Origin of the sequence: Intestinibacillus sp. Marseille-P6563 (assembly GCF_900604335.1) — a bacterium.
Lineage (GTDB): Bacteria > Bacillota > Clostridia > Oscillospirales > Butyricicoccaceae > Butyricicoccus_B.
The window spans coordinates 399,058-417,200 of record NZ_UWOD01000001.1; the positions used below are offsets into that span (position 1 = coordinate 399,058).

Annotated in this window: 17 protein-coding genes, 1 tRNA gene and 1 other annotated feature; of the genes, 7 read left to right on the forward strand and 11 right to left on the reverse strand. The window is 58.0% G+C overall.

Annotated elements, in window-relative coordinates; all coding sequences use genetic code 11:
* Positions 1–8: 8 nt before the first annotated feature.
* Genes accC through EFB11_RS02055 form a run of 7 tightly spaced genes read right to left on the reverse strand, consistent with a single transcriptional unit; the run spans position 9 to position 6,236 of the window.
* The gene (accC, locus tag EFB11_RS02025; RefSeq protein ID WP_122788717.1) at positions 9–1,361 is read right to left on the reverse strand and encodes an acetyl-CoA carboxylase biotin carboxylase subunit; all 1,353 of its coding nucleotides are present in this window, start codon (positions 1,359–1,361) and stop codon (positions 9–11) included.
* Between the two features lie 15 nt (positions 1,362–1,376).
* Entirely contained in the window at positions 1,377–1,799 is a 423-nt protein-coding gene (fabZ, locus tag EFB11_RS02030; protein WP_122788718.1) for a 3-hydroxyacyl-ACP dehydratase FabZ, read from the reverse strand.
* 12 nt (positions 1,800–1,811) lie between these two features.
* Entirely contained in the window at positions 1,812–2,276 is a 465-nt protein-coding gene (gene accB / locus EFB11_RS02035) for an acetyl-CoA carboxylase biotin carboxyl carrier protein (RefSeq protein ID WP_122788719.1), read from the reverse strand.
* Positions 2,277–2,278: 2 nt separating this feature from the next.
* Positions 2,279–3,508: a beta-ketoacyl-ACP synthase II gene (fabF, locus tag EFB11_RS02040; RefSeq protein WP_122788720.1), complete on the reverse strand. Its 1,230-nt coding sequence runs from the start codon at positions 3,506–3,508 to the stop codon at positions 2,279–2,281.
* Between the two features lie 16 nt (positions 3,509–3,524).
* Positions 3,525–4,253 carry a 3-oxoacyl-[acyl-carrier-protein] reductase gene (gene fabG, locus EFB11_RS02045; protein WP_122788721.1) on the reverse strand — a complete coding sequence of 243 codons (729 nt, stop codon included), beginning with the start codon at positions 4,251–4,253 and terminating at the stop codon, positions 3,525–3,527.
* Between the two features lie 13 nt (positions 4,254–4,266).
* On the reverse strand, positions 4,267–5,214 hold the full coding sequence (gene fabK, locus EFB11_RS02050) for an enoyl-[acyl-carrier-protein] reductase FabK (RefSeq protein WP_122788722.1): 948 nt from the start codon (positions 5,212–5,214) through the stop codon (positions 4,267–4,269).
* Between the two features lie 20 nt (positions 5,215–5,234).
* Positions 5,235–6,236, reverse strand: coding sequence for a beta-ketoacyl-ACP synthase III (locus tag EFB11_RS02055; protein WP_330510740.1), 1,002 nt, complete (start codon positions 6,234–6,236; stop codon positions 5,235–5,237).
* Positions 6,237–6,473: 237 nt separating this feature from the next.
* Here EFB11_RS02055 and fabD point away from each other — a divergent pair, with 237 nt between their 5' ends.
* Positions 6,474–7,391: an ACP S-malonyltransferase gene (gene fabD / locus EFB11_RS02060; RefSeq protein WP_164706552.1), complete on the forward strand. Its 918-nt coding sequence runs from the start codon at positions 6,474–6,476 to the stop codon at positions 7,389–7,391.
* 128 nt (positions 7,392–7,519) lie between these two features.
* Positions 7,520–9,229, forward strand: coding sequence for a DEAD/DEAH box helicase (locus tag EFB11_RS02065; RefSeq protein WP_122788725.1), 1,710 nt, complete (start codon positions 7,520–7,522; stop codon positions 9,227–9,229).
* A gap of 31 nt (positions 9,230–9,260) precedes the next feature.
* Here EFB11_RS02065 and EFB11_RS02070 read toward each other — a convergent pair whose 3' ends face one another.
* From EFB11_RS02070 to EFB11_RS02085, 4 genes are all read right to left on the reverse strand, one after another.
* On the reverse strand, positions 9,261–9,749 hold the full coding sequence (locus EFB11_RS02070) for an N-acetylmuramoyl-L-alanine amidase (protein ID WP_164706553.1): 489 nt from the start codon (positions 9,747–9,749) through the stop codon (positions 9,261–9,263).
* A gap of 104 nt (positions 9,750–9,853) precedes the next feature.
* Positions 9,854–10,828: an adenosylcobinamide-phosphate synthase CbiB gene (gene cbiB, locus EFB11_RS02075; protein ID WP_122788727.1), complete on the reverse strand. Its 975-nt coding sequence runs from the start codon at positions 10,826–10,828 to the stop codon at positions 9,854–9,856.
* 9 nt (positions 10,829–10,837) lie between these two features.
* Positions 10,838–12,028 carry a precorrin-6y C5,15-methyltransferase (decarboxylating) subunit CbiE gene (cbiE, locus tag EFB11_RS02080; RefSeq protein ID WP_122788728.1) on the reverse strand — a complete coding sequence of 397 codons (1,191 nt, stop codon included), beginning with the start codon at positions 12,026–12,028 and terminating at the stop codon, positions 10,838–10,840.
* A gap of 62 nt (positions 12,029–12,090) precedes the next feature.
* Positions 12,091–12,164, reverse strand: a tRNA-Cys gene (locus EFB11_RS02085).
* Between the two features lie 148 nt (positions 12,165–12,312).
* Here EFB11_RS02085 and EFB11_RS02090 point away from each other — a divergent pair.
* The 5 genes from EFB11_RS02090 (at position 12,313) to EFB11_RS02110 (ending at position 18,133) form a co-directional block, all read left to right on the forward strand.
* Positions 12,313–13,158 carry an aldo/keto reductase gene (locus EFB11_RS02090; RefSeq protein ID WP_122788729.1) on the forward strand — a complete coding sequence of 282 codons (846 nt, stop codon included), beginning with the start codon at positions 12,313–12,315 and terminating at the stop codon, positions 13,156–13,158.
* A gap of 66 nt (positions 13,159–13,224) precedes the next feature.
* Positions 13,225–13,455, forward strand: a binding site (T-box leader).
* 67 nt (positions 13,456–13,522) lie between these two features.
* Positions 13,523–14,542 carry a phenylalanine--tRNA ligase subunit alpha gene (pheS, locus tag EFB11_RS02095; RefSeq protein ID WP_122788730.1) on the forward strand — a complete coding sequence of 340 codons (1,020 nt, stop codon included), beginning with the start codon at positions 13,523–13,525 and terminating at the stop codon, positions 14,540–14,542.
* An 89-nt stretch (positions 14,543–14,631) separates the two neighbouring features.
* Positions 14,632–17,040 carry a phenylalanine--tRNA ligase subunit beta gene (gene pheT / locus EFB11_RS02100; RefSeq protein ID WP_122788731.1) on the forward strand — a complete coding sequence of 803 codons (2,409 nt, stop codon included), beginning with the start codon at positions 14,632–14,634 and terminating at the stop codon, positions 17,038–17,040.
* 125 nt (positions 17,041–17,165) lie between these two features.
* Positions 17,166–17,411, forward strand: coding sequence for an IreB family regulatory phosphoprotein (locus EFB11_RS02105; RefSeq protein WP_122788732.1), 246 nt, complete (start codon positions 17,166–17,168; stop codon positions 17,409–17,411).
* 134 nt (positions 17,412–17,545) lie between these two features.
* Positions 17,546–18,133 (forward strand): hypothetical protein, encoded by a 588-nt coding sequence (locus tag EFB11_RS02110; protein WP_122788733.1) that lies wholly within the window; start codon positions 17,546–17,548, stop codon positions 18,131–18,133.
* The last annotated feature ends 10 nt before the right edge of the window (positions 18,134–18,143 follow it).

Genomic DNA, 18,143 nt, shown 5'->3' on the forward strand with positions numbered 1-18,143 from the left:
ACACCTCCTTATGCCTCGTCGTCAAAGTCGCCGTTTTCAATCGAATTGGTATGGAATGCGCCCTTTGCGAACGCTTCCGAAGATAAAATATGCATTTGATAATCGGTGGTCGTCTGGATGCCGTCAAACAGGGTTTCGGCCAGCGCGCGCTTCATACGGGCAATGGCCTGCGCGCGGTCGGCGCCGTAGACAATCATTTTTCCGATCATGCTGTCATAGTAAGGTGGGATGGTATATCCCTGATAAGCTGCGGTATCGATGCGCACGCCTGGCCCGCCAGCCAGGTGCATGCCCTCAATCGTGCCCGGACAGGGCGCAAACCCACGCGTCGGGTCCTCCGCGTTGATGCGGCACTCGATGGCATGGCCGCGCAGCGTCAGATCTTCCTGGGTAAACGAGATCGGCTCGCCTGCTGCAATGCGGATCTGTTCGCAAACCAGGTCCACGCCGGTCACCTGCTCGGTCACCGGATGCTCGACCTGAATGCGGGTATTCATCTCGCAGAAATAGAAGTTCTTGTCTTCATCAGCCAGGAATTCGACCGTACCCGCACCACGGTATCCGACTTCGCGCGCCAGATTGGCTGCCGCGGTACAGATGCGTGTGCGGAAATCGTCGTCTGCAAAGCTGGACGGCGCTTCTTCGATCAGCTTCTGATGCCGACGCTGAATCGAGCATTCACGCTCAAACAGATGCACGACATTGCCGAAATTGTCCCCCAGCACCTGCACTTCAATATGGCGCGGATTGTGGACATAGCGCTCCAGGTACACGCGCCCATCGCCAAAGTTGGCCTGGGCTTCGCTGCTGGCTGCGTCATAGGCGGCCTTGAGTTCGGAGGCATTGAACGCCACGCGAATGCCTTTGCCGCCGCCGCCAGCGGCTGCCTTACACATGATCGGGAATCCGATGCGCGCCGCTTCCCGCTCGGCTTCGGTATAGCTTGCCACCGCGCCGTCGGTGCCCAGCGCCACCGGTACACCCGCCCGAATGGCGGTGCGCTTGGCTTCGGCCTTGTCGCCCATGCGACGGATGGTCTCCGGCTTGGGACCAATGAAGGCCAGACCATTCTCGGTCACGAGTTCGGCAAACTCTGCATTTTCCGACAGGAAGCCAAAGCCCGGATGGATGGCCTGTGCCCCGCTGGCCAGGGCCGCCGAAATGATGTTCTGCATATTGAGATAACTGTCGCGCGCCGGCGCAGGACCAATGCAGATGGCCTCGTCCGCGATCTGCGCATGCAGCGCATCGCGGTCAGCCTCGGAATAGACCGCCACCGCAATGACGCCCAGATCCCGGCACGCCTGAATGACGCGCACCGCGATCTCGCCACGGTTGGCAATCAGGACTTTACGAAACATGTTCTGCCCCCTGCCTTAATCCACGACCATGCACTTGATCTCGGCTTCTGCCGCCTTCTGGTCGCCGACATAGGCAACGCCTTCGGCAACCGCCATGGGGCCGCGTCGCTTGATAAAACGGACCTCCATGCGCAGCGTATCGCCCGGCTTGGCCATGGCGCGGAACTTGGCTTTGTCGATGCCGGTATAAACCGCAGTCTTACCCTGGAATTCCGGGATGCTCAGCAGCGCAACGCCGCCGACCTGTGCCAGCGCTTCCAGACGGAATACGGCCGGCATAATCGGGTTTCCTGGGAAATGGCCCTGGAAGAAGAATTCATCGCCGGTCAGATGTAGGGTACCAACCGCATGCTCTTCATCCATTTCAATGATCTCATCGACCAGCAGCATCGGCGGACGGTGCGGCAGGATCTCCATGATCTGTTCTTTTGTCAACATATCGGTTCCTCCTTACGCGATCACGACGAGCGTCTGGCCATATTCGACCATATCGCCTGCCTGCGCCAGAATACGGCTGACCGTACCGTCGCAGGGAGCTGCAATCTCATTCATCGTTTTCATCGCCTCGATGATAAACAGGGTATCCCCCTTCTTGACCGTCTGACCAACTTCGATGTAGGGCGGCTCGTCCGGGGACGGCGCCGCGTAGAAGGTGCCCACCAGCGGTGCAGTCACCTTAGTGCCCGGGATATCCTCTTCTGCGGCCGGAGCCGGTGCATCGGCTGCTGCCGGAGCGGCGGCCGGTGCTGCGGCCACCGGAGCCGCAACCGGTGCCACCGGAGCGACCGGCGCAGGCGCCTTGGCCTTGAGCTTGATCTTGATATCGCCGGTTTCCAGCGAAACCTCGCCCAGGCCGCTGGCCTTGAGCGCATCCATCAGTTCGACGGTAATCTGCTTGATTTCATTCAGTTCCATGCTTACACCTTCTTAAACAGGACGGTCGCATTGTGGCCGCCAAAGCCCAGCGAGTTGGAGATCGCAACATTGACCGGCATCTCCACTGCCTTGTTCGGTGTGATGTCCAGATCGCAGTCCGGGTCCGGCTCCTGATAGCCGATGGTCGGCGGGATGATGCCGTCGCGGATCGCGCAGACGCAGGCAATCGCTTCGACCGCTGCCGCGCCGCCCAGCAGGTGGCCGGTCATCGACTTGGTGGAAGAAACCTTGACCTTGTAAGCTGCGTCGCCGAATGCCTTCTTGATCGCAATGGTTTCATACTTTTCGTTCAGCGGCGTCGAAGTGCCGTGTGCGTTGATGTAATCGACGTCAGCTGGGGTCAGGCCCGCATCGGTGATCGCGCCCAGAATCGCATGCGCAGCTGCATCGCCGTCCGGGGACGGGCTGGTGATGTGATAGGCGTCGCCCGATGCGCCATAGCCTGCGACTTCGGTCAGGATGGTCGCGCCGCGCGCCTGTGCGTGGGTCAGGCTCTCGAGCACCAGACAACCGGCGCCCTCGCCCATAACAAAGCCCGAGCGGCGCGCATCAAACGGAATGGACGCACAGGTCGGGTCCTCACCCATGTGTACGGCCTTCATGTTCTGGAAACCCGCCATCGAAATCGGGATGATGCCGTTCTCGGTACCGCCGCAAACGACGATATCCTGATAGCCATGGCGAATCGCACGCATGGCTTCGCCGATGGAGTGGTTTGCGGTCGCACAAGCCGAAACCGGGCAGAAGTTTTCGCCCTTAAAGCCAAAACGCATGGAGATGTAGGCTGCCGCCATGTTAGCGATCATCTCCGGGATGCACAGCGGCGAAACACGGCTCGGGCCCTTCTCGTTGAGCTTGGGGATCTCCTGCTCGGCGATCTGCAGACCGCCAACACCCGAACCAAAGATAACACCCGTACGGTAGGGGTCGAAGTTGCCTTCCTTGAGACCTGCCTGATCGACCGCCTGCTGAGCCGCCGCCAGTGCAAAGTGGCAGTTGACATCCATACGGCGGGCTTCCCGCTTATCGACATACTGCGTTACGTCGAAGTCCTTGACTTCGGCCGCAAGCTTTACTTTATATTCACTTACGTCAAACTTGGTGATCGGCCCAATGCCGCACTTACCGGCTTTGAGCGATTCCCAAAAGCTGGCGACATCATTGCCCACCGGAGTGACGGCGCCCATACCCGTGATAACTACTCTTTCCATCCGGAATAACCTCCCCTTAAATCATGCCGCCGTCGACCACCAGCGTCTGGCTGGTGATGAACGAGGCTTCGTCCGAGGCCAGGAATGCAACCGCGGCTGCGATCTCTTCGGGCTTGCCGAAGCGACCGAGTGCGATCTGCTTTTTTGCCCCTTCCTTCAAATCTTCCGCCAGACCTGCGGTCATGTCGGTATCAATAAAACCGGGTGCTACGGCGTTGACCGTGATGCCACGCGCGCCAAGTTCCTTGGCCGCGGTCTTGGTCATGCCGATGAGGCCGGCCTTGGCTGCACAGTAGTTGATCTGGCCAAAGTTGCCGACCATGCCCGAAATCGACGAAATGTTGATGATACGGCCCTTCTTTGCGCGCATCATCATCGCGCCGCAAAGCTGGAGCATGTTGTAGGCGCCCTTGAGGTTGATGCGGATGACGTCGTCAAACTGCTCTTCCTTCATACGCACCATCAGGCCGTCGCGGGTGATGCCCGCATTGTTGACCAGAATGTACGGAACGCCCATTTTTTCCTTGATTTCCGCCAGCGCCTGTTCGCAGGCCGCATGGTCGGATACATCCCACTGCATGGCCATGGCATTGACGCCCAGAGCGCGGCATTCTTCAGCGATTTTTTCAGCCTTATCCACCGAAGATGCACAGTTTACCACGATATCATGGCCCGCCTGCGCCAGACGACGCGCGATGGCCGCGCCGATGCCGCGCGAACCGCCAGTTACAATAGCAATACCCATGTTTCGTTTCTCCTTACTCAAAACGGCGATATGCCGACTTCAACAATTCTTCTGCCTGCGCGGTCATGCTCTGGAGCACCTCAGCACACGGATGCAGCTCCTTGAGCATGCCTGCGATCTGACCGGACATAAAGGTGCCTTCCTCGTAGTTGCCGTCCTGCACGGCCTTGCGCAGCGAACCAGCGGTTGCAGCTTCCAGTTCCTCGAGCGACTGCTCGGTATTGATCTTTTCAAGCTCCAGGCACTTGCGGGCCATCGGGGTCTTGAGCGAGCGCACCGGATGACCGGACGGACGACCGGTCACAACAGTCGAAATATCGGTTGCCTTGAGCACCAGTTCCTTATACTTGTCCGAAATCTGGCATTCCGGAGTGGCCAGGAAGACCGTGCCACACTGTACGCCCTCAGCGCCGAGCAGCAGCGCTGCCGCCATACCGCGGCCGTCTGCAATACCGCCTGCCGCGATGACCGGAATGTCGACTGCGTCGACTACCTGCGGCACCAGCGGCATGGTGGTCAGCTCGCCGATGTGGCCGCCGCCTTCCATACCTTCTGCAATGACCGCATCGGCGCCGGCGCGCGCCATGCGCTTGGCGAGTGCGACCGACGCTACGACCGGCATCACTTTAATGCCCGCTTCCTTCCAGGAAGCCATGTACTTGCCCGGGTTGCCTGCACCGGTGGTCAATACCTCGATCTTCTCATCGATGGCCAGCTGTGCCAGATCGTCCGCATTCGGGCTGAGCAGCATGATGTTCAGACCAAGCGGCTTGTTGGTCAGTGCGCGGGCTTTGTGGATTTCGTCCCGGATGACGTCAACCGGTGCCGCGCCGCCTGCAATGATGCCCAGGCCGCCTGCTGCCGAAACCGCAGCCGCCAAATGATGCTCGGCGATCCAAGCCATCGCACCCTGTACGATCGGATATTCGATGCCCAGCAGTTCGGTGATTTTGGTTTTCATAATCGTTTTGCCCCTCTCGTTTACAGTTTGATCACAATGGCCCCATAGGTCAGGCCGCCGCCGAATCCGCTGGCGACGATGGTCTGCCCGGGTTTGAGCAGTCCTTTTTCTTTCATCTCAGCCAGACACAGCGGAATGGAGGCAGAGGATGTATTGCCAAACCGGTCGATGTTGACATAGACCTTTTCCGGGTCCAGGCCATACCGGTCTGTTACCATTTTTAAAATGCGCAGATTTGCCTGATGCAGCACGAACCAATCGATGTCCCCGGCTTCGAGTCCGGCGCGGCTCAATGCGTTATCGATCGACTCGGGCACCGCGGTTGCCGTAAAGCGGAACACATCGCTGCCCGCCATCTTGAGGAAGCGATAATTGGACGGAATGGTTCGGTCGCCGGTGAGCGGATCGGGCTCCGACGGCAGTGCACCAGCAAACAGCGACTGGCCCAGCGAACCTTCGGCACGCATATAAGTAGACAAAATGCCACACGGCTCCTCGCTGGCCGTATATACGACAGCGCCCGCGCCATCTCCAAACAGCACACAGGTCGAGCGGTCGGTGTAATCGGTGATGCCGCTCAGGCGCTCGGTGGAAACCACAAGCACATGCTTGGCCTTGCCCGCGCGAATGTAGCTATCCGCCACATCGGAAGCATAGACAAAGCCCGAACATGCTGCGTTCAGGTCCAGCGCTGCCGCATGGCTAGCGCCCAGCTTGTCCTGCAAAACGCAGGAAACCGCCGGGGTCAGGCTGTCCGGGGTGACCGTGCTGACCAGGATCAGGTCCAGGTCTTCGCCCGGTAGCCCAGCGTCGGCCAAAGCTGCCTGCGCGGCCGCCAGGCCCATTTCCCAGGTCGCTTTGCCCATGGCGATGCGCCGCTCCCGGATGCCGGTACGCTTGACGATCCATTCATCGCTGGTGTCCACCAGTTCTTCAAGCCGGCTGTTGGTCAGCCGGAATTCGGGCATATACGACCCGATACCGATGATCTTGCTAAAAATTTTGCTCGACCTCCTGTCGATTCTTTAATTATTTTGAAAGGCTAAGTAATACGCTAAAAAATAAGACCTCGTCCAAACCACCCGGCTATTTCCGCGTTGGTTCTGCCCTGGGTCTGATTGACAAAGTAACTCGATAATATTATAATAAAGCCGAATCTGGATGTCAACACTTTCCTCCATGTCCCACCAAAAAAGTCCCTTCGGACATGGGAACATCCAAGATTCCCAAACTTTTTTGAATCAAGGAGGATGTTTTCAATGACATACGGATTTGCCCTTTTCCCCGGCCAGGGCGCCCAGCATCCCGGCATGGGCAAGGAAGTGTATGACGCCAGCGCAGCCGCCCGCGACGTGTTCGCCTGTGCATCCGACGTTGCTGGTCTGGATGTGGCCAAGCTGTGCTTTGAAGGCTCGATGGAGGAACTGTCTCGCACGGTCAATTCCCAGATTGCCATTTTCACCCACTCGATGGCTGTTTTGGCGGCGCTGAAGGAAGCTGGAGTTTCCTTCCAGGCATGCGCTGGTTTTTCGCTCGGTGAATATACCGCCCTCGCCGCTTCCGGCATCGTTTCGCTGGCCGACGGCGTCAAGATCGTACGTAAGCGCGGCCAGGTCATGCAGCAGGCTGCCGACTCGATGGACAGCGGCATGGCTGCCATTTTGGGTCTGGACGACGCGGTCGTAGAAGAAGCCTGCGCCAAGGTAACGAGCGGCATCGTGCGCCCGGTCAACTACAACTGCCCGGGCCAGCTGGTTATCGCCGGCGAACGCGCTGCTCTCAATGACGCCATCGAACTGTGCAAGGCTGCCGGTGCACGCCGTGCCCTGCCGCTGGCCGTATCGGGCGCATTCCACACCCCGCTTCTCAAGGACGCTGCCGCCGAACTGCGCGAATTTTTGAAGGACTTTACCTTTAACCAGTCGTCCGTGCCGGTTTACTCCAACCTGGACGGCCAGCTTCTGGATACCAGCGATATGCCTGCGCATCTCGAGCAGCACATGATGTCGCCCGTGCGCTGGAAGACCCTGATGGCAAACGGCATGGCAGCAGGCCTGACGACCGGCTGCGAGATCGGCCCGGGCAAGACGCTGACCGGCTTTGCCAAAAAAATCGACAAAGCATTGACCGTTTTGCCGGTCGAAACCATGGAAAACGTGGAATCTGCCGCAAAATAAAACCTTTTCTTTGACGAAGGCGTTTGGTCGTGCTATACTGATACTCGTTTGAGCAGACACACTGAAAACGTGGGGATGAGCCATCCCCACGTTTTATTTTGCACTTCGTTTGTTGTAGGAGGTTTTCTTTGACTCTGTTTTCTGATTTGAATCTGTCCGAGCCGGTGCTGCGCGCCCTGGCCGACATGGGCTTTTCGGCCCCTACCGATATTCAGGCGCGCGCCATCCCGGCTATTTTGCAGGGCCAGGATGTGATCGGCAAGAGCCACACCGGTACGGGGAAAACGGTCGCTTTCGGCGTCCCGTCGGTGCTGCATACCATGCCCGGCGGCAGCACGCAGGTGCTCATCCTGTGCCCCACCCGGGAACTTGCCATGCAGGCCGAGGGTGAACTGCGCAAAATCTGCAAATACACCGAAGGGGTCCGCGTACTGGCGGTCTATGGCGGCGACCCGATCACCACCCAGATCCGTCAGCTCAGCCGTGGTGCACAGATCGTCGTCGGCACCCCCGGCCGCGTGATGGATTTGATGCGCCGCCATGCGCTGCGCCTGGAGGACCTGCGCGTCGCCGTTCTGGACGAGGCCGACGAAATGCTGAGCATGGGGTTCCGTGAGGACATCGAAACCATTTTGCAGGCTTCACCCGAAGCGCGGCAGACCGTCCTGTTTTCGGCGACCATGCCGCCTGAAATTTTGGAGATCACCGGCGAATACCAGCGCGACCCGGTGCTCATCGAAGCCGGCAATACCGCTGAGCGTACCATGGATACCATCCAGCAGTATTATTTCGAGGTGCCGCGCGGCGAGAAGGAACGCGCCCTTACCCTGCTGCTGCACGCCCAGCAGCCCCGCCTGTCCATCGTATTCTGCAACACCAAAAAAATGGTCGATGAGCTTGGCCGCTACCTGGGTGAGCACGGCTTCCAGGCTTCTGCCCTGCACGGCGACATGAAGCAGGATATGCGCACCTCGGTGATGAACAGCTTCAAATCCGGGCGCACGCCCATCCTGATCGCGACCGACGTTGCCGCCCGCGGCATCGACGTCGACGATGTGGATGCGGTCTATAACTTCGACATTCCGCAGGATTTTGAGTACTACATCCACCGCATTGGCCGCACCGGCCGCGCCGGGCGCACGGGCGCTTCCTATACCCTGATCGACGGCCCGCGGCAGGCGGCGGTCATCCGCAGCATCGAGCGGTTCACCCGCGCTAAGATCGAGCGCATGCCCCTGCCCGATTACGAAGCCATTGCCAGCCAGCGCAGCCAGGCAATCGGGCAGAGCATCCGTGCTGCTGTGCTTGAGCAGGCCAACGGCGAGGACAGCCGTTTTTCTGCGCAGCCACTGCTACGTACGCTGCTTGACGAGGGCTTCTCCCCCGAGCAGGTCGCCGAAGCCGCGCTGTCCCAGCTCATCGCACGTGAAATGGCCTGCATCCCCGAAGTGCGCGCCCCCAAACGGGCACAGCCCAAGCCTTTGGCCGCGCTAAAGGAAGGCTGTGTGCGTCTGCGCGTATCGGTCGGCCGCAACCAGAAGGTCGCACCGAATCACATTGTGGCCGCCATTGCCGAATGCACCGGCATTTCGGGCAAGCGCATCGGCAAAATCCAGTGCTACGGCGACTATTCGCTGGCCGAAGTACCAGAAGAACTGGCCAGCCGCATCGTCCACGAAGTCAGCGGCATGCCGATTGGCGGCATCCCGGCTGACCTGCGCATTTACCGGGAAGGTGGAACGCCCTCCCATGGCCGGCACGACCGGCCGCACCGTGGCGCGCGGCATGGAGATGCCCGGTCCCGCTCGCATAGCAAACCCGGCCGTCGTCGCAAATAAAACAAAAGAGGCGCAAAATGCGCCTCTTTTTTCATGAAAGCAGCTTTTGAAATTGCTCCCATGCTGTTGCGTTCCGCACAAACGGCTCTGGACAGACCGTATGGGTCACATCATAATGCCGCAGGACCCGCTGCGGCGGGATGGCATAGACCCGACACCAATGCTGCACCCATTGCGCAGCGCGCGTGAGTGTCTGCGCCGAAAAATACCGGGTCCCGTTCTGGTCTTTTTCCCCGCACAGCGCCACTCCCAAACTGTTCTGGTTGCGGCAAAACGGATGAAAATACAGCCCCCGTGTGCCGCAGTGCCAGGCCGTATGTACATCCAATACACTGCGCCAAACCGCTGCTCCATCCACCCAAACATGCACCGACGTTCCCACCGCACGCTGGGCCAAATATGCGGCATTTTCCTGCGCGGTATCGCCATGCTCGGCACAGTGCACGACAATGTATTGGATGCTGCCCGCATCCCGAAAAGCAGCATCGTAATTTTCCGCACGCGCGATTCGTGTATTCAAAATTCATCCCTCCTGCTTCACCGTATGCCGCAGAAGGGACAAAAATGAACCGCAATCGGTTCACAAGACAAAAGACGCAGGGGAAATTTCCCTTGCGTCTTTTGTTATCCGAAATACATGGGGGTAAAGGTAATCGCCAGTCGGATGGTCAGCCCCAGCAGCAGGGCAAACACCGATGCTGTGGTCATCAGGTCAGCCGCCCGGCCAATATCGGTTTTGACGATCGCACGGTCATCATCGCCGATGGTCGGCTTATGGACATACTGTCCGAAATACTGCGCGCTGCCACCGAGCTGGATGTGCAGCGCTCCGGCGCAAACAGCTTCGGTCTGCGCGGAATTGGGGCTCTTGTGACAGAAGCGGTCACGCTTAAAAATGCGACGAGCATTGCGGCTGTCAAACTTGAGCATGCCCGCTCCTGCAATCATGCACACGGCGGCAATGCGTGCGGGGATGAAATTGAACACATCGTCCACCCGCGCCGAAAAGCAGCCAAAATGCTCATACTTTTCGTTATGATACCCCACCATGGAATCCAGCGTATTGACCGCTTTATATAAGAATGCAAGCGGCGCGCCGCCGATGAGCATGAAAAACATCGGAGCGATCACGCCATCGGTCGTATTTTCTGCAATGGTTTCCACGGCCGCTTTGATGACACCCTCTTCGGTCAGGCTCCCGGTGTCGCGGCCCACATAATAGGAAATCGCCTTGCGCCCTTCGGCGAGCGACTGGCTCAGCGCCGTATAGACCTTTTCCCCGGCCTGCATCAGGCATTTCCGGGCGAAAATCTGATAACAAAACAGGGTTTCGGCCGCAAAAGCCAGCCAGGGATTGGCCGCGCGCAGCAAAAAGAGGATCGCAAACGGAACCGTATAGCTGACCGCACACACGATGCACCACAGCACCACCCCGGCGATCTTTTCGCCGCGCGGCGTTTGCGGAAACAGCCGACGCAGCAGCTTTTCGGTCTTGGAGATCAGCGCACCAATGGCGCAGACCGGATGCCAGGCCCCGTCCGGGTCGCCAAAAATCGTATCGAGCGCAAAGCCCAGCGCGACCGACAATGTTGTCAACATACGCTCCTCCTACCGCTTGGGCCCGCCATACAGCAAATAGATCGGGTTGTTTGCCTGGAACGGTGTGCTGCCTTCGGCCTTCTTGCCGCGCACAGCGCTGATCTGGCTGACGGTGATCTGCTCAAAGTTCAGCGCGCCCAGGGCGATCTGTGCATCGCTCAGAGTTTCCAGCGATACCGCGCTCACGACCACACGAATCTTGGGATTGCGGTCTTTGAGCAGGGACAGCGTTTCGTACAGTGTGCCGCCGCTGCCGCCGATAAAGGCCGCATCGGGTGCCGGCAAACCTTGCAGCACATCGGGTGCTTCGCCCTCGATGGGCAGCACATTGAAACATCCCAGTTCCCGGCGGTTGCGGTCAATCAGTGCGATCCCATCGATCGAGCGCTCGACCGCATAAACGACCGACGCCCGCCGCGCCATCTCCATAGACACTGAGCCGGTGCCCGCGCCGATGTCATAGACAATGTCGTCCCGACGCAAATCAAGCAGGTTGACCCCGACCCAGCGCGCTTCCTGCTTGGTCATGGGCACATTGCCGCGCTCCATATCTTCGTCATAGATCGGGCGCCCGGTCTGGCCGGGTGTATCGTTTTCGATCAGCAAAACGGCCAGATTGCCGCAGGGTTCCTTGGCCAGTTCTTCGGCGGTGCCGGTCTGGATGCGTTCATCGGCTGCGCCCAGATTTTCGCCCAGCGACACGCGCACGCCGCCCAAGCCGGCATCCACCAGCGACTGGCACAGCGCCTGCGCGTTCTGCGCGCCGCCGGTCAGCGCGAATACTTTGCGGTTGTAGCTCACCGCGCCGAGCAGACTGCCCTTGCGGCCATGCAGACTGAGCCAGACCACATCGTCATAAGATATGCCCAGCTTGGCGCACAGCATCTGCATACTATTTAAGCCGCACACGATCTCCACATCGCCCTGCGCTTGCAGCGCGCTTTGCAGCGTTTTCGCGGCGCTGAAAAAGCCTGTGTCGCCAGACACCAGAATTCCCACCCGCTCATCCGGCGCGGCAAGGGCGGTTTCGGCCAGCTTGCCGGTCGGGCAGGTTTGGATTTTGCCCAGCGAGGATAACTGTCCGGCCAGACGGTCGGTCGACAGCAGGAGGGTGCATTGCGCCATGGCCTCGCGCGCCTGCCGGGTCAAATCGGTGGGTTGTCCACTGCCCGCACCGAGAATGGTAAACAATCGGCTCATGCGATTTCTCTCCTTTCCGGAAACAAAAAACGCCGCCGGAACTTATCCGGCGGCATATGCTCTGGAGGTACCACCCAGAATCGAACTGGGGATCAGGGAGTTGCAGTCCCACGCCTTACCGCTTGGCTATGGTACCGAATCAGTGCTTATTTAGTATACCCATTTTTGCCTAGCTTGTCAATTCTTTTTTTCAAAAATTTTTGCCAGTTTGTCCGCTTGCAATTTTCCGGGCCCCATGCTAAGATGCCAATAACGATTTCACATCTTACAAAGGAGGGCTTTTCATGCAGCATATTTCCGATTGCTTCGTTTTAAACAACGGCGTGCGCATCCCCTGCGTTGCCTTTGGCACCTATAAAGCGGCGGCCGATCAAACCGCGGCCGTCATCTCCCGCGCCATCGAGGCCGATTACCGCCACTTTGATACGGCTTCCTTTTACGGTACCGAACCGTTTCTCGGCCAAGCGCTGGCTGCTTGCGGGTTGCCCCGGGAAGATTTCTTCCTGACCAGCAAAGCTTGGAAAGATGAAATGGGCTATGAGGCCGTCAAAGCCGCCTTTGCCCGCTCGCTCGAGCGGCTGGGCACCGATTATCTCGACCTCTATCTCATTCACTGGCCGCGCCCGGACCGGGACACGCCGAACTGGGAACAGCTCTGCCAGGATACCTGGCGCGCACTCGAAGAACTCTATCAGGCCGGGCAGGTACGCGCCATCGGGCTGAGCAATTTCCTGCCCCATCATATCGAAGTGATTCGGCAAAGCTGCACAGTCACTCCCATGGTTAACCAGATTGAATTCCACCCTGGCTACACTCAGCCGGACACGGTCCACTATTGTCAATCGCATGGCATCCAGGTCGAAGCGTGGAGCCCCATGGGCCGCACCCGCGTGCTGGGTACCCCGCTTGTGACCGAACTGGCCGCCAAATATGCGGTGTCCCCTTCCCAGCTCTGCCTGCGCTATGCGCTGCAAAAGAACGTGCTGCCGCTACCCAAGGCGTCCTCGCTGGCACACATGCAGCAAAATCAGGATGTTTTCGCGTTCACCCTGTCGGACGCCGATGTATCCAGACTGGATACCATGCCGCAGACCGGCTGGTCGGGCCAGCACCCGGATTTTCTCGAATAAAAATCCCTTTTTGCAAAAATGACCCTTGAATTTGTCCGCGAGTCGTGCTATATATAATATATATGTTTATCTGCGATGAACAGGAAAAGTAGGATGGCGCTCCCTTTGCCAGAGAACGGCGGTCACCGGCTGCAAGCCGCCCCAAAGGACGCAATGCGAAGTTCCCCTGTGAGCAGGCGTGCTGAACATGCAGTAGGCGCGCCCGTCCCGCCCCCGTTACCGGGCGCACAAGTGCGCAGGGCCTATCTGCCTGCGAACGTAGGTGGTACCACGGAAACAGCGGTTTTCGTCCTATGGGACGGAAGCCGTTTTTTTGTGCCATCGCTCAAAACGTAAAAATTCCATTTAAGGAGTGTAACAACCTATGAAAGAACAGCTGGAAGCCATTCTTGCAAGTGCTAAGAAGGAGCTCGGCGAAACGACGAACGCCCGCGATCTGGACGCGGTGCGCGTCAAGTACCTCGGCAAAAAGGGTGAGCTGACCGCCATCCTCAAGGGCATGAAAAACCTGTCGCCCGAAGAGCGTCCGGTCGTTGGCCAGATGGTCAATGAAGTGCGCGCAGCGGTCGAAGCCGCGCTCGAAGAACAGGGGGAGAAGATCGAGCGTCTGGCGCTCGAAGAAAAACTCAAGAGCGAAACGCTGGATGTCACCATGCCGGGCGAAGAAGTCGTTCTCGGCCACAAGCATCCGCTGACCGTTGTCCTCGATGAGATCAAGGACATCTTCATCGGTCTGGGCTTCCAGATCGCCGAAGGTCCGGAGGTCGAACTCGACCACTATAACTTTGAAGCGCTCAATATCCCGAAGGACCATCCGGCGCGCGACACCCAGGATACCTTCTATGTTTCGGATAACGTCGTGCTGCGCACCCAGACCTCGGGCATGCAGGTGCGCGTCATGGAAAAGACCCAGCCGCCCATCCGCATCATTGCGCCCGGCCGTGTGTTCCGTTCGGATGCGGTCGATGCGACCCACTCTCCCCTGTTCCATCAGATCGAAGGTCTGGTAGTCGACAAGGGCATCACGATGAGCGACCTCAAGGGCATTCTGGAGCTGTTTGCCAAGCGTTTGTACGGCGACGACACGGTCGTCCGTTTCCGTCCGCACCACTTCCCCTTCACCGAGCCGTCGGCTGAAATGGACATCCAGTGCTATCAGTGTCACGGCGAAGGCTGCCGCCTGTGTAAGGGCGAAGGCTGGATCGAAATTCTGGGCTGCGGCATGGTACACCCCAAGGTGCTTGAGATGAGCGGCATCGACCCGGAGATCTATTCGGGTTACGCTTTTGGCATCGGCCTGGAGCGCACGGTTATGGGCCGCTTCAAGATCGACGACATCCGTCTGTTCTATGAAAATGACGTGCGGTTCCTGCACCAGTTCTAAGCGCTCACGCGCTTACGGGCCGTTCGGCCTTTCCTGCGCCATAGGCGCCGCAAACTGAACTTTAAATCGATAAAAGGAGCGCAATCACTATGAAACTGCCTCTTTCCTGGCTGAAAGATTACACCAATATTGACGGCGTAAGCCCCAAGGAATACGACGCAAAGATGACCATGTCGGGTTCCAAGGTCGAGTGCGTCGATTACCTCGGCGAAGAGATCAACAATGTCGTAACCGGCAAAATCCTGTCGGTTGAAAAGCACCCGGATTCCGACCATCTGGTCATCTGCCAGATCGATGCGGGCAAGGAAGAACCCATCCAGATCGTCACCGGTGCGCCCAATGTCACCGAAGCATCGGTCGGCGAGATCTGCCCGGTCTGCCTGCATAAGTCCACCCTGCCCGGCGGGGTGAAGATCACCAAGGGCAAGCTGCGCGGCGTGGTTTCCAACGGCATGATGTGCTCGTTCCAGGAGCTTGGCCTGGACCACGGCTGTGTGCCCTATGCGTGCGATAACGGCATCCTGTTCCTGCCCAAGGACACCCCGGTCGGTGTGGACATCAAGGGCGTTCTGGGTCTGGATGAATATGTCGCCGATTTTGAAATTACCTCCAACCGTCCGGACTGCCTGAGCGTCATCGGTCTGGCGCGTGAAACCGCGGCGACCTTTGAGCGTCCGTTCTCTGTCAAGGAGCCGGTGGTCAAAGGCTGCGGCGGCGACATCAAGGACTATGTTTCGGTTCGTGTGGATGAGCCCGAACTGTGCCCACGTTACACGGCCAAGATTGTCAAGAACATCAAGATCGAGCCCTCCCCGGCCTGGATGCGTGAGCGTCTGCATGCGGCTGGTGTACGCCCGATCAACAACATCGTCGACATCACCAACTATGTTATGCTCGAATATGGTCAGCCCATGCACGCATTTGACTATGCCTGCCTGTCGGACGGCCAGATCGTGGTCCGCCGCCCGCAGCCGGGCGAAGCCATCCAGACGCTGGACGGCCAGGACCGTGCGATTACTTCTGAAATGCTCGCCATCTGCGATGGCGCTAAGCCGATCGCGGTCGCTGGTGTCATGGGCGGCGCCAACTCGGAAATCACCGATGCGACCCAGACAGTCGTTTTTGAATCGGCCTGCTTCCACGGCGCAACCGTCCGTCTGACTGCTAAGGCACTGGGCATGCGCACCGAGGCCTCCGGTCGCTTTGAAAAGGGTCTGGACCCGTCGCTGACCATGCTGGCCGTTCTGCGCGCCTGCGAACTGGTCGAAGAACTGGGCGCCGGTGAAGTCATCGACGGCGTCGTGGATGTCTGTGCCGCTGACCTGACCCCCAAGACCCTGCCGTTTGAGCCGGACAAGATGAATGCTCTGCTAGGCACCGACCTGTCCGCTGATGTACAGAAGCAGCTGCTCAAGCGTCTGGCGTTCCAGGTCGAGGGCGACAAGGTCATTATCCCGTCCTTCCGTATTGATATTGCCCGTATGTGCGACCTGGCCGAAGAAGTTGCGCGCATGTATGGTTATGACAACATTCCGGTGCGTCTGTACGCCGGTGACACCACCCAGGGCGGCTTGTCTCCGCGCCAGCAGATGGAACGCGCGGCAGCCGGTGTTTGCTTGGCAGCTGGTTTTGACGAATCGATGAGCCATTCGTTCATCAGCCCCAAGTTCTACGACGCCATTGCCCTGCCGGCGGACGACCCGCGCCGTATTTCGACCACCATCCTCAACCCGCTGGGCGAGGACTTCTCGGTCATGCGTACCACCGTTCTGCCGTCTATGCTGGACTCGCTGGCGCACAACCATGCGCACCGCAATCCGACCGCATCGCTCTATGAGCTGGGCACCATTTACACCCCGGTCGTCAAGGACGGTAAGGCCGACGCCGACCAGCTCCCGCACGAGGAAAAGATCCTCACCCTGGGCAGCTACGGCCGCCTGCCCTTCTTCCAGTTCAAGGGCGTTATCGAGGCACTTTGCCGCGAACTGAATATCAAGGACGTGTCCTTTGTAGCCGATTCCGAAAATCCGTCCTATCACCCGGGCCGCTGCGCCAAGGTCTATGCGAGCGACGCGCTGCTCGGCACCTTCGGTGCGGTACATCCGCTGGTTGCTAAGAAGTATGGTTTCAACACCGAAGTGCTGACCGCAGAACTGGCTATGGATGCGCTGTATGATGCCATCGATTCGGTCAAGCTGTATCAGCAGCTGCCCAAGTTCCCGGCTTCCACCCGCGATATTGCGGTTCTGGTCGACGATGCTGTCCCGGCAGCTTCCATGCAGAAGGCCATCGAGCGAGCAGCTGGTTCCATTCTGGAAAGCGTCAAATTGTTCGACGTGTACAAGGGCAAGGGCATTCCGGAAGGCAAGAAGTCGGTAGCGTATTCGATGAGCCTGCGCGCGTCCGACCGCACGCTCAAGGACGAAGAATGCGACAACGCGATGCAGAAAGCCATTGCTGCACTCGAAAGCGAATTTGGCGCTGCACTGCGTAGCTGATTCGTACCCACACAGCAAAACTTTTTCCCTAATTTTTTGGTTTTTATCCCCACTTTGCCCTTTACAATCGGTAGTTTCTGTATTATCATTAAAGTAGCAACATGGAGCAAAGGAGGATGCAGAACATGCTCGAAGGCACTCGGAAATTTACTCTCGTGGACGATTCCAATGTTGAGATGAAGCGGATTCTGACCACGGTTTATGATGCCCTGAAAGAAAAGGGCTATAATCCCATCAACCAAATCGTCGGTTATCTGCTGTCGGAGGACCCGACTTATATCACCAACCACAACAATGCCCGCAGTCTGATCCGTAAGATCGACCGCGACGAACTCATGCAAGAGTTGGTTTCGTTCTACTTGAATAACTAAACCGCAAACAGCCCATGGCTTTCGCCATGGGCTGCTTTTTTTATTCTGTTACCCGATTGTTTCCATGAAATTCTTTCCTCTTTTACAGATTCATGCTATACTTACCATATCATCCAATATGAGGAGGGATTCCTATGAGTCGTCCGCTTTATCCACTACTGCGGCTGTATTTCATTGGCAGCCTTCTTGCGCTTGCGGAGAACTTCATACCATCTTCCGAAAATATTCTATATGGCGCTCCCTTTTTGAATTTTATCCGTTTATGTGTGTTGATTGGCTCCCTAATCTTGCAGCTTTATGCGCTTTCAAAGTTACGTTTTCTGAGCAGGCGGATGCAGCAGGCGTTCCGGTATACTGTCATCAGTATAGTAGGCATTATGATTCTGACACTTTTTTTGCTGGCTTCCTTGCTTTCCCCCAATGGTTTGCCCCTCGTCATCCTGTCCCTTATACTTCTGGTGGGCTTTGCGATTCTTTCGATGATCGCAGACTATCAATTTTATTGGGGGCTTGGAGAAACCATCGTGCCCAACGAATATGATTTCTCGGAAGACCGGCTGCACTGGGCATTTTACTGGAAACTCATTGCCCTTCCCGTTGTCTTTCTGGCTGAGCTTTCGAAAGTTCCACTTTTACCCACCATCTGCAGTCTGATTTTCTCCTCCCTCTCGCTGTTCATCCTATATCAATTTTCGCAGGTTGTACAGCAAAAAGAAGAATAAAAAAAGCTGG